Below are 20,375 nucleotides of genomic sequence, written 5' to 3' on the forward strand. Positions count from 1 at the left end.
TACTGCTGTTTTTCTGACATTTATGTCCCAGCATCTTTTTGTCTTACTACTAAGCTAATATTAATTTAAAAAATATGCTTCCACTTCTTTCCAACCATTTACACGTGTAAAGCGTGTTTCGTTTACATTATGCGCTGCAGTGTATATAATGGGTTCGCCTTCAAAAATAGCTAATTGACGTGGGTTATCATCAATTAAATAATCAGTTTTCACGATATTTTTTCGTCCACAAAACACAAAGTGTTGAGGATCTAAAAATGGAAAGTGTTGTAATAACCATTCATATTTATCATGAAATGATGTTGGAACATCCATCGCAGCCGTAGCAATATATACATCGTACTGTGCCGCTAATTTTTCTACAACTTCTTGTGCAGCTGGTAATACTGGTAACTGTCTAAAGAAGCCAGGCGCATTTAAAATCTCCCTAACTAAGCCATCATGTTCAGGTATCATGTGCTTTAATTTTTTCCCATTTAAGCCTTCCATCGTTATTCCCAAATTCGTTTGTTTATTCACCGCTTCAATAATAGCTCCCAAAGTATCGGCTAATACTTCATCCATATCTATCGCAATTTTTTGTCGGGTCATTCCTTTGATCGCTCCGTTTCTATTTGTTTGTGTAGTTATACAGTATGAGTATAGCAAAATTTTGTTATACTTTCAGACTGTAGCCAAATGCTTTTTCATTTCATTATCATGCGTTTGTCTTGCTCATTTACACTTGGTACAAATCTGTTTATTTGTAAATTAAAAAGTCATACTCTTACTTAAAAAGTAAATAGCATGACTTTGCTTATATATTTATTATGTCTTATCGTTTCGATTTTAATAATCAAATTGTTGTAAGACTTCAATCATTTTATCGTTTTGTTCTGGAAAACCAATAGTGATACGCACACCTGTTGGGAATGGTCTTGTAATGCATCCTACCTGTAGTAATTGTTGATATAATTCCTGAACTTTATCTGTCACTACAAAAATAAAATTCGTTTGACTAGGTAAGAAGTGCTTACTTTGTGGAATCGCATAAAATTTTTGGCGCTCTTGTGCATTTTTTTGTGTAATATCATGTAAATAATCTTGATCTTCCAATGCTGCGATTGCTGCATATTCTGAAATACGCGTCACATTAAATGGCGGACGAATAATATTCCATTTATCAATTGCTTCATTCGTTGCAATAACATAACCAACACGTAAACCAGCCAAACCATATGCTTTAGAAAACGTACGCAGTAAAAATGCATTATCAAATTCTTCTTGTAACTTCAAAGTATCTGGATAATCTTCAGCCGTCACAAATTCAAAATACGCCTCATCAATTAATACTGGGACGTGACTTGGAACACGTGATAAAAAGTCATGCAATTTTTCATGTGTAAAATACGTCCCTGTTGGATTATTAGGATTACACAACCATACTAATGCCGTTTGTTCATCAACTTCATTTAAAATACCTTCTAAATCAAAGCCGCCATTTTTAAGTGGTACTTGAACCACATCTGCAGATTCAACGATCGCATTATGATAATATTGTCCAAAGGTTGCTTCACTTGTAACAATCTTATCGCCAGGCGTTAATACCGCCCTAGAAATCATTAAAATGACTTCATCAAGACCAGCACCAAATAAGATGCGTGACTCATCTATATGTAGGTGAGCACTAATCGCTTTTCTTAATGAAGGTGAACCAGTTTCTGGATAATAATACAATTCATCTAAATGATCTGTTATGGCTTGTTTGACTTTCGGAGAGGGCCCATACAAGTTTTCATTAGATGCTAACTTATATAGTTCTCCCTCAATACCAAACTGCTGTTTCAATGCTCTAGGGGATAATCCAGGTTGGTATGCAGATAATTGATCTAGTTGCTTTTTCAAAGTTAACCACTCCTCCGATAATTGTCTGAAATTTTAAAAAACTTAATACTAATTATAACGTGTTTCCTAGTTACATATCAAGTTCATTATATGACAATTAGCATCGAAAATCAGGCTTCCTATTAATGTACACCACGCATTGCTCGAATCACTATAGGTGAAATTAAAAATAATAATACACCAATAATTAAGGTAAACAACCCTGAATACATGAAGAATTGTTGTTCTGAAATGCGTTTGAAAAATACGACTGTTTGGCTATTAATACTTTGTGCTGTGGCATTGCTTAGCATCCATAGCGCCATCATTTGTGCAGATAAATGTTTAGGTGCTAATTTAGATGTTACGGATAAACCTACTGGAGAAATACAAAGTTCTCCGACAGTAATAAATAAAAAGCTAAGTGCTAACCACAACGGGTGTGTTAATTCTGTAGAACTCATCAAAGGAATCATCATCACTAAATAGGATAGTCCGGCAAAGATTGCACCAAGTGCAAATTTGTGCACTGTGCTTGGATTATGTTTACCCAGCCTTGTCCATAAGTTAGCAAATACCGGAGCCAACACAACAATAAATATTGGATTAAGTGATTGGGCCCAAGCTGCTGGTATTTGAAAATCAATCAGTCCATTTGTCAGCTTGCTCATACTGAGTTGAGTGTTTTGATCTGCAAAATTAGCTAACACGGTTGATCCTTGTTCTTGAATCATCCAAAATGCGACTGATGTTATAAATAAAGGAATATAACTATAAATACGCTTACGTTCAACTTCATTTGTTTTTTTATTCGTAATCATATAAATAAAAATATATATAGGTAAAACGATACCAATAATAGTTACTATTAAGGTAAAACTTTCAAGACTAAGTAACCCGGTAAATTGTAAGACAATTAAGATAATTGCAAACATAATAATTGCACTACCCACCATTAAACTTAATCGTTTAATTTCTTCTTTTTTTAATGGATTGGGAACACTGAGTCCAGCTAACCCTAAAAATCTTTTATTGGTAACCACATAGACCACAAGACCAAGGAACATACCTACAGCTGCTGCCGCAAAACCAACATGGAAACCAAGACGTGTTTGTAAATATCCAGTTATAAATGGCGCAAGTAAGCTTCCAAGGTTAATACCCATATAAAATATTGTAAAGGCACCGTCCAAACGTACATCATCATGTGAATATAAATCGCCTACAGTGGTAGATATATTAGGCTTTAATAATCCGGTACCGGTAATTAATAATAATAATGCAATAAGCACTAATGTAAAGTTACCTGGTATTGCCAACAGGATATGCCCAAACATGATTAAAATACCACCATAAAACAACGCGTGTCTTGTACCTATAATCCTGTCTGCAATCCAGCCACCTATAGATCCTGACATGTAGATTAACGCACCATATATTGAGACAATTTGTAAGCCTGTTGCTTGGCTTAACCCAAAACCGCCATCCGTTACAGCGTAATATAAATAATACGCTAAAATAGCTTTCATCCCATAATAACTAAAACGTTCCCAAAATTCAGTAAAAAACAGTGTGCTTAATCCTTTTGGATGCCCAAAGAAACCTTTTTGTGGCACACTACTAACGATTTCTTGACGTGTATAATTCTTGTTATTCATTTCCCCACCTCATTCGTAATACCCTCAATTTTATACTTCATATGAATTAATCACAAGTAAAATCAAAAGAAACACAATTAAATTTAGTTACAATATGTTACTAAAGTTTTATTATTACAATTTATCATTTGAATATATTTCTTCTTACATTCCTTTATCATACACCTATATATCCATGCTTCTCACGCTAAAAAAGACGCAGAGAACAACTTGATTTAATCGTTGTTTTCCGCGTCTTCAGTTCAATATGGAGGCATTTTATCTTATGAAGTATACAGTGCTATTTTATAAGCCCTTCTTTTTTGAGAAACGCTTTAGCAACTTGATATGGATCTTCATTTTTCACAGTAACTTTATAATTCATTTCTTGCATTTCTTCATCTGAAATTTTACCTGCTAATCGATTCAATGGTGCTTTAATTTCCTTATGTTCATTTAAGAATTTTTCTTTAAACATTGGCGCACCTTGATATGGTGGAAAGACATGTTTATTATCTTTGAGCACAACCATGTCATATTGTTTCAGTTCTGCGTCAGTTGAGTAGGCATCAATTAAGTTGATATCTCCCTTTTCTATAGCAGAATAACGCAATTTGGGCTCCATCGTTTTTACATTATTAATATTTAAGTTGTAAGCCTTTTTGACTGCTTTAAAACCATCTGGACGATCGTTAAATTCTAATGTAAATCCTGGTTTCAATTGGTCAGTAACCTTGGCTAAATCATCAATTGTTTTAAGATGATGCTTTTGAGCAAAATCCCGTTTAACTGCTAAAGCATAAGTATTATTATACTTCATTGGCTTAAGCATCGTCATATCATATTTTGATTGTAAGCTATCTTTAGCTTGTTGATAAACTGCTGCCTCTTTTTTAGATTTTAAATCTTCTTTTGTCAATTCTCCTAACACTGTACCAGTAAATTCTAAATAGCCATCTATATCATCGGATTTTAAGGCGTTGAATAGAAATGCTGTCTTACCCATACCATCTTTCACTTCGACAGTATCATCCGTTTCTTCTTCTATTAAAATCTTATACATATTCGTAATAATAGATGGTTCTGATCCTAATTTCCCTGCAAGCGTAATCGTATCACCTTTATGACTAAGCAATGGTGCAACAATCGCAATAATGATAACTAATAAGATGGCACCCGTTGCCAGCATTAATTTTTTATAAGATAATTTTGCCATTAATCTTAAAATAACATCAAAAATAATAGCCAGTAACGCAGCAGGAATGGCACCAATTAAGATAAGCGATGGATTGTTACGGTCAATACCCAAGAGAATCAGATCTCCTAAGCCACCTGCACCAATGAGCGCAGCAAGTGTAGCTGTACCAATAATTAGAACCATTGCTGTACGAATACCTGCCATAATCACCGGCATGGCAATCGGTAATTCAACTTTCGTTAAGCGACGAAATGGTTTCATCCCAATCCCTTTTGCTGCTTCAATTAACGATGGATCTACTTCTTTAATTCCGGTATATGTATTGCGTAATATTGGTAATAATGCATAGACCACTAAAGCAATAATGGCAGGCACACGGCCTATACCAAACAATGGAATCATTAAACCTAGTAATGCTAGAGATGGAATAGTTTGTAGGACAGCAGCGATATTCATCACGATTTCAGAAATACGTTTTGCTTTTGTTAATACAATGCCTAACGGTACAGCAATCAAAATAGCAATAAGTAACGCAATAAAAGAAATTTGGATATGCTCTATTAAAGTAGCCAATAATTCTTCTTTACGCGCGTTTAATGTAGTAATAAACTCATTCATGCTGTTTCACCTCTTTGCCCTTGTGCTAAATATTCAAAGACATCTTCTCTTGTAAGAAGTGACTGAACATGAGTGTCATGATTTTCTACTAACAATGCCTCATGTTTGCTTAACATATCAAATAAGTCATCAATATACTGGTCTGCGCTCACGACTGGGTAATCTGTTGACGCAGCCATTTCATTTAACGGTGTTGTGATATCTAATTCTTTCAACTTAATATGTTGTGATACAGATGTTTGTTGTAAATAATTCCCCATAAATTCTTGGACAAACTTACTTTGTGGGTGTGTTTTAAATCCTAATGGTGTATCGATTTGTTCAATATGGCCTTGATTCATGACACAAATACGATCACCAAGTTTCATGGCTTCTTGAATATCATGTGTTACAAAGACAATCGTTTTGTTAATTTTAGTTTGGAGTGCAAGTAAATCGTCTTGCAACTTTTCTCGACTGATAGGGTCAAGTGCACTGAAAGGTTCATCCATTAAGATGACTGGAGGATCTGCTGCCAGTGCACGCACTACACCCACCCTTTGTCGCTGTCCACCAGATAGTTCATCAGGCTTGCGATTTTTATATTTATCTGGTTCTAAACCAACCATTTCTAATAGTTCGTCTACGCGCTGGTCAATCTCTTTCTCTTTCCATTTTTTCATTTGTGGAACTTGTGCAATGTTTTCTTTTATTGTCATATGGGGAAATAGCGCGATTTGCTGTAGTACATAGCCAATGTCCCATCTCATTTCATATACTGGAAAATCACTTACTGGTTTATCTTTAAAATAAATATAGCCTTCAGTTAATGGGATAAGTCGATTAATCATTTTTAACGTTGTCGTCTTCCCACAACCTGAAGGACCAATGAGCACAAAAAATTCGCCTTCATTGATTTTAAAACTAAGGTCATGAACCGCAATATTTTGGCCATAACGTTTCGTTACATTTTTAAATTCAATCACATTTACACCTCTATTACGCAAATTAATAATATTTTGTCTATTATTTATAAAAGATAGACATCATTACAACGCGTACATTTTTCTTTGTTATTCCCTTTTATCATAAAGTTAATGATAATACTAGAAAATTTTACTTTTATATATTAAAAAGATGAGTTTGAATGCCATTGCCATTCAAAAACTCATCTTACTTATTTTAAGTGTATGCTATTACTTTTATGATATGTTTGCTTTGTAAGATTGAATGCGTTCTAAAAAGTTAGGACAATAATGTTTTAATTTATAACTACCTACACCTTCTATAGCAATCATTTCTTGTTTCGACGCTGGTTTACGTTTAGCAAATTCTTCTAACGTATAATCCGAAAAGATACTTACTGGTGCAATGCCTAACTTATTACTTAATTGTTTACGTACATCAACAAGTTCATTGTATAGCGCGCGATCAACGCCTTCGACAGTATTGATATAAACCTTTTCTTTAGATTTTTGTCTGAATGGCGTTGTAAATATCGTTACGTCTTCCTTTAATAAACTTTGCACACTTTGGTCACAAATCAATATTTCGTTATGTTCATTTAAAAATCCTTTGAATCTTAACTCATCAATAAGATGACTTAATTCTGACGTTGTATATGCTTTCATAATGCCATAAGTAGATAGCTGATCATAGTGATTGTATTTAATATAATCGCTTTGCTCTCCTCTTAATACTTGAATAATGACACTATAATTTTCTTGCTGTCGCATTCGCGCCACACAACTTACTATCATTTTGGCTTCTTTGGTCATATCATATGTTTTATTTTCTTGAACACAATTGCTACATTGTTGACATTCTTCTAACTTTTCATTGGGTTCAAAATAATGCACAATTGTGGCTTCGAGACATTTTTTAGTCTTGGTATATTGCAACATTTTAGTTAATTTTTCACCCATTTTATCTTTGTAGTCATCATCAGCTTGAGACACAGAAATAAAATATTCATGTAAACCTTTATCGCGCTCACTGTATAATAAGATACATTCACTTTTTAACCCATCTCGACCAGCACGTCCTGCCTCTTGATAGTATGATTCTAAATCACCAGGCATATTATAATGAATCACATATCTCACATTAGACTTATCAATACCCATACCAAATGCATTTGTTGCTACAACAACTTTAATACGATCATAAACAAAATCATTTTGTGCTTGTTCTCGTTCTTTGTTTGACAATCCTGCATGATATATCGCTGCTTCAAGATCAATGCTTTGAATGGCCTCTTGCAGTTCTTCAACTTGTTTGCGCGTCGAACAATATATGATACCTGCTTCATCTCGATGCGCTTGCACATAATCAAGGACAAATTTTTGACGCTGATACGTAGGATTAACTTTGAAGATAAGATTACGACGTTTAGTACTTGTCTTAACCCGATTATCTGCAGAAATATAAAGTTTATCCATAATATCTCGTTGCACTTCAGTTGTTGCGGTAGCGGTAAGCGCAATAACAACAAAATCTTGAGGTAGTGTCATTACTTTTTGAATGACATTCTGATAACTCGGTCTAAAATCATGTCCCCATTTAGAAATACAATGCGCCTCATCAAATGCAATTAAATGAATCTCCAGCTTACGCAATATACTTAAAAAATATTGGTTTTCAAAGCGCTCAGGTGCCACGTAAAGAAATTGAATTTTACCAGAAGCCAACTCCTGTTCAATCTGCTTTTGTTGCTTTTGACTTAGACTACTGTTCAAGTACGCTGCATGAATTCCCATTGCTTTAAGTTGATCTACTTGATCTTTCATCAATGAAATAAGCGGACTAATAACAACAGTTGTACCACCTAACTTCAGCCCGGGAATTTGATAACAAATCGATTTTCCCCCGCCTGTTGGTAATACACCTAATACATTATGATGAGCTAAAATTTTAGTTATAATTTCTTTTTGACCTGGTCGAAAAGATTGATAACCAAAATAATGCGATAATATTGCTTCCATTTCTGCATTCCCCTTATACCTCTTTTAATTCTTCTAACTCGCTCCATCTCGTTATATCTTCATCATATGTCTGTTCTAGTTGTTGTTGTTCAATAGTTAAATCTTTGATTTTAGCGTAATCCGCACTTGCCTCAATCATTTCTTGTTCAATTTCTGACAAGCGTATTTCGGTCTCTTCTATACGCGACATCAATGACTCGTATTCACGCTTTTCTTTATACGATAGTCCTGTTTTTTTACGTTCTTTTATCTGAGTTTTTGATGTGTTGGTTGCTTGCTTTTCTATTGCTAGCTGTTTATCCTTTTCTTTTTTATATGTTTCGTAGTCTTCAAAACTACCAACAATACGTTCCATCATGCCATCATGAATAAACCAATATTCCTGAGCAACCTTATTCAGAAAGTAACGGTCATGGCTAACCGTTATTACTGAACCGCCAAACGAAGCAATATAATCTTCAAGTATCGTCAATGTCTCAGTATCTAAATCATTTGTTGGCTCATCTAGTAATAACACGTTTGGCTGATGCACAAGCAAGCGCAATAAGTATAATCGCTTTTGCTCACCGCCAGATAACTTATAAATCTTTTTACCATGTGTTGAACTTGGAAATAGAAATCGCTCAAGTAGTTGAGTGATTGACACTGTCGTTCCATCTTTTTCTTTGGCGACTTCACTCTCTTCCCTTAAGTAATCAATCATGCGGATATCACGATTTAACGTTTCTTCAGTTTGTTTAAAATAAGCCACCTTAACAGTCTGACCTATCTTTAACGTTCCCTCAAATTGTTGATCTTCGCCGCTAAGTATATTGAGCATCGTTGTCTTTCCTGCACCATTGGGTCCAACGATACCAATACGTTGCCCACTCTGTATAATTTGAGTTATATCTTGAAATAGCGTTCTGCCATTAATTATTTTTGTTAGACTATCAAGCTCATATACTTGTTTGCCTAAACGAGAATAAGCTAAATTTAACTCGCCTTTATCTTGTGTCTGTTGCTGCTTTACATCTGCCTCTAAATCGTTGAAGCGATGAATACGTGCTTGTTGCTTCGTAGAACGTGCTTTTGCTCCTGCACGCATCCAAGCTAACTCTTGTTTATAAAGCGCACGTTGTTTATCATTTTGCTTTTGTTCAATTACTTCTTTTTCGGCACGCATCGCTATATAGTCTTCATAATTTCCAGGGTATGTCGTTAATTTTCCACGGTCAAGTTCAACAATGCGTGTTGACACTTCATTTAAAAAATATCTATCATGCGTTACAAATAATACGGTATAAGGATATTGTTTAACATAATTAATCAACCAATTAATCGATTCGAAATCCAAATGGTTCGTTGGTTCATCTAACAATAATAAATCAGGTTGTTCAATCAACGTTTTAGCTAACACGACACGTTTTTGTTGTCCACCTGATAAAGAACTGACTTGTTTTGTCGTGTCATGAATACCTAATTTAGATAAAATCGTTTTTATCTCCGCATTATAATCCCATGCTTCATGTCGATCCATAGCTTCTTGTGCAGCCATCATTGCTTGAAAATTTCGGTCGGTCTGTTCAACTGTATATTGTTGTACCGCTTGTTCATAGTGTTTAATGATTTGTAATGTGCTTGTCTCTGAACTGAGCACGGCTTCAAACACCGATAAATTACCATCTAAATCTTGTTTTTGAGAAGAATACCGAATACGATATTGATTAGGATGTGTGATATCTCCAGTAAAATCATCATCTATACCACCCATTACTTTGAGTAGCGTGCTTTTACCTGTACCATTGATACCAACTAATCCAATTTTTTCATGATTTGAAATCGCTAAACTCAAGTCATCGAAAATAACTTTATCTGCATATGACTTATTAAGATGTTCTATTTTATATGCTTCCATGACGTGATTTCCTCTTTTACTATCGAAATTTCAAAATGATTTTGATAAGCTTAATTCAGTTCTATATATTATACACCTTTTTACAGGTAAATGATACAAGGAGTCACGTTTATGGAAGAATTATTTGGAAGCTTACCATCCTATTTCCAAGCACTAATCGCTGGAATAATTACCTGGCTTCTTACAGCATTAGGTGCAGCTGGTGTATTTATTTTTAATAAAGTAAACGGGAAAGTTCTTGCTTCCATGCAAGGATTTGCAGCTGGTATCATGATTGCTGCCAGTTTCTGGTCATTATTACAACCTTCGATTGAATTTAAAGAAGGTACTACATTACCTTGGTTACCTGCTGCAATTGGCTTTTTACTAGGTGGCTTATTTATTCGGTTGCTAGATGCTATTATTCCTCATATACATCAACGTATTGGTGATAAAAGTCATTATCGTGAAGGTGTAAAAACGTCATTAAATAAGAATACTTTGCTCGTTTTAGCAATCACATTGCACAACATCCCAGAAGGTCTATCAATTGGCGTTGCCTTCGGAGGTATTGCCTCTAGTAATGAACATGCGACCTTTCTAGGTGCACTGGGCTTAGCTATAGGCATTGGCATTCAAAACATTCCAGAAGGTGCTGCTTTATCAATGCCTATTCGTGCTGCTGGAGCTTCAAAATGGAAAGCCTTTAATTATGGGCAAGCATCTGCACTGGTTGAACCCATATTTGCTATACTTGGTGCTGCACTTATAGTAGTTATGACACCAGTTCTTCCCTATGCATTAGCATTTGCTGCTGGGGCAATGATATTCGTTGTCGTGGAAGAACTCATTCCAGACTCACAGTCAGGTAATAACACAGATTTAGCAACATTGAGTTTAATGATTGGCTTTACAATCATGATGATATTAGATGTTGCTTTGAGTTAATATTATATGAATTAGAATACAATAAAAAGGCAGTCTGACTTCATTCGTTCAGACTGTCTTTTGTTTGGTCGCTAATAATTATAGAGGTAATTGCGCTGTTTTTATATTCAAAATTTAAAAATCGGGCTAGTGATTTAAATCACCAGTCCGATTTATTATAGAACCAATTATTTTTGATTGCCTTTTGGTCCCGTCTTATATTCATATTTAGCTGGATTGACCTTTTTGAAATCTGGATTGTTGTAAAATCTGAATAAATCACCATTCAGAATACTATCGCTCATTTCAAGGTCTTTTTCAACTTGTTGTTTATTCTTATCAAAGTCTTTTGGTTTCTTTTCTAATAGTTTGTTGTCTTTATTAGAATATATTTTACCATTAACATATTTATAATTTTGGGTAATGAAATCACCATTTCTAAATGGTATCACATCTTTATGCTCTTTTGATAACAAGTCGGTACCCATCATAATATAGTTCTTCGTATCAATACCAACTAAATGTAAAATCGTAGGCATAACGTCCATTTGGCCAGCGTATGTTTTGTCAACTGTACCTTCTTTGCCTGGTATTTTTAACCAGAATCCCGTACGGTTTAAGTCTGTAAACTTGGCTGGTGTAATTTGTTCACCTAATAATTTTTCCATTGCATTATTATGATTTTCAGAAATACCATAATGGTCACCATAAATCATAATAACAGAGTCGTCATATAAACCTTCTTTTTTCAAGTCATTAACATACTGTTCTAACGCTTGGTCTAAATAATGTGCCGTTTGAATATAGCCATCTACTGTAGAATCTCCCGTATTTGGTTTATCTATATCAGCATCTTTATCATCTAAAGTAAACGGATAGTGGTTCGTTAATGTGATTAGATGTGAATAGAATGGTTTTTTCATTTTCTTTTGATAACCTGCTGATTCTTTAAAGAACTCTTTATCTTTTAAACCTAAGTTCACGACATTATCTTCAGACATATCATAGTATGTTGCATCGTAAAATTTATCAATACCAAAGTGTCGATAGATTTGATCACGATTCCAGAATGTTTTGTAATCACCGTGCATCACGTTAGACGTATATCCTTGCTTTTGATCTAAAATCGCTGGCAATGATTGATACGTATTGTCTCCTTTTAATGAAAAGGCTGAACCTTGTGGTAAACCATATAAACTGTTATCCATCATAAATTCAGAATCAGATGTTTTACCTTGTCCTGTTTGATGGAAAAAGTTTGGATAATATCTGAAATCCTGTTTACCTGAAGATAGTTTATTTAAAAATGGTGTTACTTCTTTACCATTTACCTTTTTATTGATTAAAAACGTTTGGAAACTTTCTAAATGAATTTTAATTATATTTTTCTTTTTTGCTACCCCGAAATACTCAGGATTTGCTTTAGTTCTTTTTTGCTTCGTATAGTTTAAAACTTTAGTTAAATCATCTTCGGATGCTAAAGCTTTCTGTTGATTATTTTGAATTGTTTTAACGCCGTCATAAACCGTAAAATTATATGGTCCTAAATATTTCACCAAATATTTATGGTCAAATGTACGCGTTAATAATTCAGGTCTGTCTGTTTCAGCAAATGCTAAGTTTAAGAAAAATAAAGCGACTGAAGCAGCCATCACAACAGGTACAAACTTCTTACTAAATACGCGTTTATCTAGCCAATTGTTTTTGAAAATCAAGATAAATAAATAGATGAAAGTATCAATAAAGTATACAAAATCATACCATTTAAACGATGCGGTTACTGCGCCCCCCATAGATTCCACATTACTAGCTTGATTCAACGTACTAAATGTTAAAAAGTCAGTAAAGAATCGGAAGTAAACCACATTGGCATAAAGTAAAAAAGTTAATAAAAAACCAGCGATAAAAATAAACCAATATGCTTTTTTTCCTTTAAAGAATAGGAAGACACTTAAAATAAGTGCTACTAAACTATATGGATTCATTAATAATATTAAATTCTGAACTAATCCCTTAACACCCAAGGAAAAATCAACATAGTATGAAAAATACGTTTTCAGGGTTACTGTTAACACAGTTAAGATAAAAAACGTAAAAAGACTTATTTTCTTTTTGCGTATGCTCATGTGTGTTTCCTCCGTTTATAATTATTCCAACTTTAAAAGACCTGTACTATTACTTGCGATAGGCGCTTTATCTTTCGTTCGCCTTCACTATCCCATGCTAAAAAAGTTAGGAAAAAGATGAAACGATGTGCTATCACAGACGCATCGTGCTTGTTTCAACTTTCAATATTTCTTTAAAATTGCGTTGTGTTCCTCTGGTTTCAGTGCCCACGTTAATCAATGATGCGTTTAACCCCATTATATGTAAAACGTATCATAACGATTGTAAATGGACCGTTCAAATCTATAGTAGTATCGTTGTTGTTTACTGTAGTTATGAATAAGCGAAAAATCCCCTACTTAAAACATTAACTTTGTTAATATTTTATTAAGAAATTTCATTCATTGTAATTGAATTGTAACAAAAGTGCATAGTTCAATATATAAATATATAGTATATTTGACCATCTTTCAAGTAAAAAGAAAATAATATCACTGCATAAACTACAAGACAATACCATATTATAACTTTTTTTCTTTTAGTTTTAATCAGCCTAAAGGCTGACCTCTGTTATTTTAACATTTCTAATTTCATGCGATACTCAATCGCATGAAAGATTTGATTAACCCAATGGCTATATTTGACAACATTCTTTTCTGCGGTTTCAACATCGATAAATTGAAATTTTAGTCTTGCGCCTTGTGGTTTTTGTGCTAATTTAGATAAATGATAACTTGCAATTGTGCCAATTTGAGGATAACTTCCTAGCGTATAATGATCATTAAGTAAAATAATAGGCGTACCGTCACGTTTAACTTGAATGGTTCCCCGCTTCACACTTTGATGTGCCGGCATGTCCTCGTAATAGGCTTTGATACTTTCTCCTTGTAAATACATTCCCATGCGATTAGCTTTACTAGTAACTTTATAATCTCCTAATGTAAAGCGCTGTACAGTAGCTTCATCAAAATCTTCTGTCCCTTTATTTTTAATTACATGAAAGACATCTGAAATATAGTTAAATGATAATGCGTATCCGTCTATTCCCCAATCGGTTTGATTGCTTTCGGCTAAATTTTCAAATAACTTGGTGTGTCGATGTGAGTAGTTATTTTTTAATTGTATCGTATCACCAGCTTGAAGTGTTCTTCCTTTAAAACCACCAATATGCGTATTAAAGTCGGTAGAACTAGAGCCCAACCATTCATCTAATTGAAAGCCTCCACCTACTGCAAGATACACACGAGAAGTACGGCTTGTTTCATTGAATGTTAATGTGTCGCCCGCTTGAATTAAATATAATTTATAAGGTGTGATGGTAAGGTGCTCTGTCTGTGCTTTAAAATTACTACCAGTTAATGCAATTAAAGTCGGTTCAGTAAACTGAAGTGTTGGCAATTTATGTGTCATTTCTAGTGTCGCTTCATTCTTATCATTAGCGACAAGTCGATTGGCAATTTCATGGGCAAGCTCATCTAAAGCACCGCCTGGAATAACGCCATCATGCTCGTATCCGCGACGTCCAAAATCTTGAAAACTACTAAATAGTCCTTCTTTTATAACTTTAATCGACATGGTTCATATGCTCCTAATTCTATCTCATCTTCAGCAATCGCTTTAAAGGTTACTGAATCTCCTAATTTGATTAATGTGAAATCGGCTTGGTCAGGATAAAATAATTGTAGAGGAGTATACCCTATCACTAGCCAATCATTGTAAGTGTCTGTAGTCACAATGCCACACTTTTTACCTTCTAAAATTACTGACCCAGCAGGTACTTTTTTCTTGTTTGCACTCGTATGATTTACATATAAGCTTTCATTTAATCCACTTAAATAAGGAAAACCTGGTGAATACCCCATCATTGATACAAAATACGCTTCAGATGTATGTAAATTCACAAACGTCTCAAAATCAAGCCCATATTCTTGTAATAATGGTTCTAAATCTGGACCATAAGTACCACCATACACAACAGGTATGTCACAAATTTGTTTCGTTTGTGTGGCAGCTGTTTGTTCTAAATCAGCTTGACTTATCTGTTCTATTAAATGTTTCATGTGCTGATAGGGGGATTCAATATGATGATGTTTAATCATATCGCGGGCATCATAAACAATCATCATATCAGATTCAGTTGGCACAATCTCAACAATAAATGGTAAGTCTTGCTTAACTAGATAATCTCTCAGTAATAACAATTGTTGTGTTACATCTTTAGACACATCTTTTTGGATAGCCACTATAATAGCTTGGTCTCCTTGGCTATATATTTTCATAAACACACCTCTAATATTTTTAGACTTGTAAATTTCGGACAATTATTGTGCAGGCACACTGACTACAAAACTATTTGATTAATGATAAAAAACATCCATAATGCGCACTACATATGGAATAAGCGACTGACAGAAATAGTATACACATACACATTGACAACAAATTGACACGGTCGCTATTACTTTTGCTCGTATCAAGCGTTCTGTTTTATAATAATGATTAAATATGAATTTACTTATTATCCCAATCACCACTATACTTATCAACCATACTACCAACATTGTTATCCCACTTTTTTAAAATATATTTTTAATACTTTATTCCTTTATATTTTATAGATAAATTGATACATCGGCAACCTCACGCAAGCTGTTTATTAAATATATTTTGATTTCTTGCTTTTGAAGACCTTCTTTTAACATATCCACGGTGTAGTCCTTTTCGAAAAGCTTCCCCTGATCAATCATCTCTTGTCTTTTACATCCTGGTAAAAAATCATGCTGATAGCTTGGCGTATAATATTTTCCTTGTTCTTCAATCATGATATTACCAATATCAAACTCTAATATTTTATATTCGTTATATAATAAGATTAAATCGGTCGTATGATTATGTGTTAGATGTTGTCGTTGTGATGTTTTATTAATAAGTAACGACGTCTCTGTCGCATTGTCAATCGACTGTAATTTAGCTGTGAAATAGGGTTTGTACATTAATGGTTCAACTTTAATTTCAAATGTGCCATCTTTACTTAGCTCTATTTTGAGTCTATAGATACCTTGATTATAAGTGGCTTGAATGCTACTAAGTTTCGACTCCCATGCTGTTTCGTTAAATAAAAATCCTAAAGCTGCACTAGAAGAACGTATACGTTTTGTATGATAATAAACACGAGGGATTACGCCTTGCTCTATCCGCATAGTCTCAAATATTTTCATTTATAGCATCTCCAAAATTTTAGCTTTATCACGAAATTCTTGCACTTCATTTTCAGGATCAGAATCAATAGTAATACCCGCGCCGACACCGTATATCGCTTTATTATCACGATATTCAATTGTGCGAATAGGCACATTAAAAATCATCTTGTCATCTGGCATCAATATGCCAAGCGTACCACAGTAAATATAACGCGGTTGGTCTTCTAATTTGTGAATATATGACATCGTGTTTAATTTAGGTGCACCTGTTATGGAACCACAAGGAAATAGCGCATGAAATAACGTTGCTAATGGTAATGTTGCATTTGAGAGTTGACCTGCAACCATACTTGTCATTTGATATACAGTGGCATAAGTTTCAATAAAAAACGGACGATACACATGTACCGTACCTTTTCGTGCAATTCTAGCAATATCATTTCTCAATAAATCAACAATCATGACATTTTCTGCTCTATCCTTTAATGATTGTTGTAAATATTTATAATTATATTGATCTTGCTGTTTGACATCTGACCTTGGCATGGTGCCTTTCATAGGCTTACTCACAACTACATTATCTTGACCATCAAATGGCCCTTTCTGAAAGAATAATTCGGGTGAAATAGAAGCGACTTGTACGTCTTCAGTATCCATTAACATGGTGTAATTGCCATTTTTAGTTTGCGTTAATTTATCATACAGGTCTTTAATTGGCATTTGTACTGGCGAACTCACTCTTGTTGTATAGTTTACCTGGTAAGTTTCGCCATCAATAATTGCTGCTTGTACTGCTTTGATATGTTGAATCATAGTTGCCTCTTTTACTTGAAAGGCAAACTGGTGTTGTGGCTTATTATTATAATGCTTTATTGACGTCTCTTGTTGTATGGGCTGTGCCGATTGATAACTATAAGCCGCTGCTAATATTGCATCGTCTGCAGTTGGATGCACAGCCATGTCAGGATTAAAGTATTGTGCCGCTTCATACGTCATATAAAGCGCCACATATTTCCCTTCTTTCTGCTGTTGTTCTGCAAAATTGATAACGTCTCCCACATCTTTCATCTCATATGCTAGATATTGCCCTAACCTTTCTGTGAGTTTAAGTTGGTGCGTTTCGTAGCGTGAATCGTCTAAATAATATCTATAATTAAATTGTATTGTCACACTGATTCACCCCCAAAGTTTTAATAAACAGCTCAATTTGTGCATGACCATGTTCACTGAGAATTGATTCAGGATGATATTGCACCGCATAAATAGGCCATTGTCGATGCTGAACTGCCATAATAATACCTTCATCATTTTCAGCACTAATTTCAAGTTGTGCCGGCAGTGATTGACGCTCTGCAATCAAAGAATGGTAACGCATCACTTCAAAATGTTGTGGCAGTTGAGCAAAAATACCTTTATTATTATGATTAAGCTTTGTTGTGTGGCCGTGTACAGGTCGTTTACCATGAATAATACGGCCCCCAAAATAATCGTAAATGCATTGAAATCCTAAGCAAACACCTAATATGGGAATACGCTTTTTAAATGCTGCAATAATCTGTGCGATTATCGGATAATCACTAGGCTTACCCGGGCCTGGGGAAATAACTAGCGCTGACGGATTAAGCTGTTGTAATGATTGTATTGTGACTTGATTGATACGATAAACAATGATTTCTATATCAGTAACTGTTTTAAAGTAATCTATCAAATTATATGTAAATGAGTCGTTATTATCTATGACTAATATCATTTTATGCTTACCTTCTTTAGTTTCATTCGTAAAAATTACCACTTTATTATAATATATATGTAAGGGGTTACGTTTCTATTATCCCAAAATATTTCTTGATTTTACATAGTTTCTGTATTATTCTAGCTAGCGTATTCAAAATAAATAATCAGAGGTTCCTAGCCGAAACCCTCTATAAAAAACTAGACACCGAATGTTTCAATCAATATTTAAAGTAACTTATCATCATATGCATTTACTTATTCTGTGGTCTATCTTTTTTATAGAGATAGCTTTTTTTATGTCTAAAAATAGGTTGCATTACCCTCAACGCACTTAAATTGGAGAGATGGACAATGACTGAAACAACTTTAAACAATAACAAAGCCATAGTCGTATTTAGCGGTGGTCAAGATAGTACTACATGCTTATTTTATGCTAAAAAGCACTTTGACGAAGTCGAACTTGTTACGTTCAATTATGGACAGCGTCATAATACTGAAATTGAAGTAGCCAAAAGCATAGCGCATGAACAAGGACTAGCACATCACATTCTTGATATGTCGCTATTATCACAATTAACGCCAAACGCATTAACGCAACACGATATGAAAATCGAAACCAACGATGACGGTATGCCTAATACATTCGTACCTGCACGTAATCTATTGTTTTTATCATTTGCAGGTGCCCTTGCTTACCAACTCAACGCCAAACATATTATCACTGGTGTATGTGAAACAGATTTCTCTGGCTACCCAGATTGCAGAGATAACTTTATTAAATCAATGAATGTGACACTAAGTTTAGCTATGGATAAAGATTTTGTTATTCATACACCTCTCATGTGGCTAAACAAAGCTCAAACATGGGCGCTAAGTGATGAACTTGGTGTCTTAGACTATATCCGTCATCAAACATTAACATGCTATAACGGCATCATTGGTGATGGCTGCGGAGAATGTCCAGCTTGTCACTTAAGAGCACGTGGTTTACAACAATATCTTAATTCTAAAGGAGCGAAATAATATGTTACAACAAATTTACCCGTCTGTCTCACATCCTTACCAATTCGAACTCAATAAAGACTTTAATTTTTCTGCAGCACATTTTATACCATGTAAAGATGCTGGAAAATGCGTACGCACTCATGGACATACGTATTTCGTAAATTTAACAATTGCGGGTGACACGCTTGATCATAATGGTTTCCTTATCAATTTCCAAGAGTTAAAAGCATTGATTCACGATCAATTTGATCATTATTTATTGAATGATTTGCCACACTTTAAAGATCAAAGTCCCTCTACTGAAATTGTGGCACAGACAATATATAACATGATTGAAAATCATCTGATGCAATATACAAATCGTCCACATTGTGTTCAAGTCTACTTAAGAGAAACACCAACAAGTTATGTTGTTTATCGTCCGAAGGTGCAACATTAATGGCTGCTAAAATACCTGTATTAGAAATTTTTGGCCCCACAATTCAAGGTGAAGGCCGTGTCATTGGACGTAAAACGATGTTTGTTCGAACTGCTGGATGTGATTATCGCTGTAGTTGGTGCGATTCCGCATTTACCTGGGATGGCAGTGCAAAAGATCAAATTCAATTAATGAGCGCAACAGAAATTTATGAAAAATTAATTGAAATTGGTGGCGATTGTTTTGATCATGTAACGATATCAGGAGGTAATCCTGCATTAATTAAAGGTATACAAGATCTTGTCGATTTATTTGAAACTGAGCATATCGCAACTGCTTTAGAAACACAAGGTAGTAAATTCCAACCTTGGATGACACAGATTAATGATTTGACGATAAGTCCTAAACCACCTAGCTCTTCAATGACACCTAATTTAGAAGTTTTAGATCAAGTCATTGCACAATGTGTGCCACAATCCTTAAATTTGAAAGTGGTTGTTTTTGATGATGAAGATTATGCTTTTGCCAAAATGATTCATCATCGTTATCCAGACATACCTTTCTATTTGCAAGTAGGCAACCCATACTTAGCAGATGACGTAGCAAATCACACTGAAAAACTATTGTCACGATATGAACAATTGGTTGAAAAAGTAATGCATAGCAATGATATGAATCGCGCTTATGTCTTACCACAACTTCATACATTATTATGGAGCAACAAAAAAGGTGTTTAAATTTATCGCTATAAAATGTTTTGTAAGTGTTATGAAATGATTAAGTTGTGTTAAATTGCTATAATATGGCAATGAAGTATTTGCGATAGGAGT

General features: G+C 34.4%; 17 protein-coding genes. 4 read left to right on the forward strand and 13 right to left on the reverse strand.

What is annotated here, in order from left to right; genetic code table 11:
• Window positions 1-60: 60 nt before the first annotated feature.
• The 7 genes from HMPREF2597_RS03305 to HMPREF2597_RS03335 form a co-directional block, all read right to left on the reverse strand.
• Complete coding sequence (locus HMPREF2597_RS03305; RefSeq protein WP_002479359.1) at window positions 61-591, reverse strand: 5' nucleotidase, NT5C type; 531 nt, start codon at window positions 589-591, stop codon at window positions 61-63.
• Between the two features lie 237 nt (window positions 592-828).
• Window positions 829-1,884, reverse strand: a complete 1,056-nt coding sequence (gene hisC, locus HMPREF2597_RS03310; protein WP_002459751.1) for a histidinol-phosphate transaminase — start codon at window positions 1,882-1,884, stop codon at window positions 829-831.
• A 122-nt stretch (window positions 1,885-2,006) separates the two neighbouring features.
• Window positions 2,007-3,521, reverse strand: a complete 1,515-nt coding sequence (locus HMPREF2597_RS03315; protein WP_002459752.1) for a peptide MFS transporter — start codon at window positions 3,519-3,521, stop codon at window positions 2,007-2,009.
• Between the two features lie 280 nt (window positions 3,522-3,801).
• The gene (locus tag HMPREF2597_RS03320) at window positions 3,802-5,316 is read right to left on the reverse strand and encodes an ABC transporter permease/substrate-binding protein (RefSeq protein WP_002479360.1); all 1,515 of its coding nucleotides are present in this window, start codon (window positions 5,314-5,316) and stop codon (window positions 3,802-3,804) included.
• The gene (locus HMPREF2597_RS03325; RefSeq protein WP_002459754.1) at window positions 5,313-6,281 is read right to left on the reverse strand and encodes an ABC transporter ATP-binding protein; all 969 of its coding nucleotides are present in this window, start codon (window positions 6,279-6,281) and stop codon (window positions 5,313-5,315) included. The genes HMPREF2597_RS03320 and HMPREF2597_RS03325 overlap by 4 nt, the downstream gene beginning before the upstream one ends.
• Before the next feature lie 216 nt (window positions 6,282-6,497).
• Complete coding sequence (gene recQ / locus HMPREF2597_RS03330; protein ID WP_002459755.1) at window positions 6,498-8,279, reverse strand: DNA helicase RecQ; 1,782 nt, start codon at window positions 8,277-8,279, stop codon at window positions 6,498-6,500.
• Between the two features lie 13 nt (window positions 8,280-8,292).
• On the reverse strand, window positions 8,293-10,176 hold the full coding sequence (locus HMPREF2597_RS03335) for an ABC-F family ATP-binding cassette domain-containing protein (RefSeq protein ID WP_002479361.1): 1,884 nt from the start codon (window positions 10,174-10,176) through the stop codon (window positions 8,293-8,295).
• A 111-nt stretch (window positions 10,177-10,287) separates the two neighbouring features.
• Here HMPREF2597_RS03335 and HMPREF2597_RS03340 point away from each other — a divergent pair, with 111 nt between their 5' ends.
• Window positions 10,288-11,103 carry a ZIP family metal transporter gene (locus tag HMPREF2597_RS03340; protein WP_002479362.1) on the forward strand — a complete coding sequence of 272 codons (816 nt, stop codon included), beginning with the start codon at window positions 10,288-10,290 and terminating at the stop codon, window positions 11,101-11,103.
• A gap of 167 nt (window positions 11,104-11,270) precedes the next feature.
• Here the strand turns inward: HMPREF2597_RS03340 and ltaS are convergent, their stop codons facing one another.
• The 6 genes from ltaS to HMPREF2597_RS03370 form a co-directional block, all read right to left on the reverse strand.
• A complete protein-coding gene (gene ltaS / locus HMPREF2597_RS03345; RefSeq protein ID WP_002479363.1) occupies window positions 11,271-13,208 on the reverse strand; it encodes a polyglycerol-phosphate lipoteichoic acid synthase LtaS in 1,938 nt (645 codons plus the stop codon).
• Window positions 13,209-13,758: 550 nt separating this feature from the next.
• Window positions 13,759-14,763, reverse strand: a complete 1,005-nt coding sequence (locus HMPREF2597_RS03350) for a 5-oxoprolinase subunit C family protein (RefSeq protein WP_002479364.1) — start codon at window positions 14,761-14,763, stop codon at window positions 13,759-13,761.
• Entirely contained in the window at window positions 14,745-15,467 is a 723-nt protein-coding gene (locus tag HMPREF2597_RS03355) for a 5-oxoprolinase subunit B family protein (RefSeq protein WP_002459760.1), read from the reverse strand. The genes HMPREF2597_RS03350 and HMPREF2597_RS03355 overlap by 19 nt, the downstream gene beginning before the upstream one ends.
• A gap of 333 nt (window positions 15,468-15,800) precedes the next feature.
• Window positions 15,801-16,406 carry an aminotransferase class IV gene (locus tag HMPREF2597_RS03360; RefSeq protein ID WP_002479365.1) on the reverse strand — a complete coding sequence of 202 codons (606 nt, stop codon included), beginning with the start codon at window positions 16,404-16,406 and terminating at the stop codon, window positions 15,801-15,803.
• On the reverse strand, window positions 16,407-17,558 hold the full coding sequence (locus HMPREF2597_RS03365; protein WP_002459762.1) for a chorismate-binding protein: 1,152 nt from the start codon (window positions 17,556-17,558) through the stop codon (window positions 16,407-16,409). It lies immediately after the preceding gene.
• Window positions 17,542-18,138, reverse strand: a complete 597-nt coding sequence (locus tag HMPREF2597_RS03370; RefSeq protein ID WP_002479366.1) for an anthranilate synthase component II — start codon at window positions 18,136-18,138, stop codon at window positions 17,542-17,544. Before HMPREF2597_RS03370 ends, HMPREF2597_RS03365 begins: the two co-directional genes overlap by 17 nt.
• 335 nt (window positions 18,139-18,473) lie before the next feature.
• Here HMPREF2597_RS03370 and queC point away from each other — a divergent pair, with 335 nt between their 5' ends.
• Genes queC through queE form a run of 3 tightly spaced genes read left to right on the forward strand, consistent with a single transcriptional unit; the run spans window position 18,474 to window position 20,282 of the window.
• Complete coding sequence (gene queC / locus HMPREF2597_RS03375) at window positions 18,474-19,145, forward strand: 7-cyano-7-deazaguanine synthase QueC (RefSeq protein WP_002459764.1); 672 nt, start codon at window positions 18,474-18,476, stop codon at window positions 19,143-19,145.
• 1 nt (window position 19,146) lies between these two features.
• On the forward strand, window positions 19,147-19,566 hold the full coding sequence (gene queD / locus HMPREF2597_RS03380; RefSeq protein ID WP_002459765.1) for a 6-carboxytetrahydropterin synthase QueD: 420 nt from the start codon (window positions 19,147-19,149) through the stop codon (window positions 19,564-19,566).
• On the forward strand, window positions 19,566-20,282 hold the full coding sequence (gene queE / locus HMPREF2597_RS03385) for a 7-carboxy-7-deazaguanine synthase QueE (RefSeq protein ID WP_002459766.1): 717 nt from the start codon (window positions 19,566-19,568) through the stop codon (window positions 20,280-20,282). The genes queD and queE overlap by 1 nt, the downstream gene beginning before the upstream one ends.
• The last annotated feature ends 93 nt before the right edge of the window (window positions 20,283-20,375 follow it).

The sequence above is a fragment of the Staphylococcus sp. HMSC063A07 genome (genome assembly GCF_001836955.1).
Lineage (GTDB): Bacteria > Bacillota > Bacilli > Staphylococcales > Staphylococcaceae > Staphylococcus > Staphylococcus lugdunensis.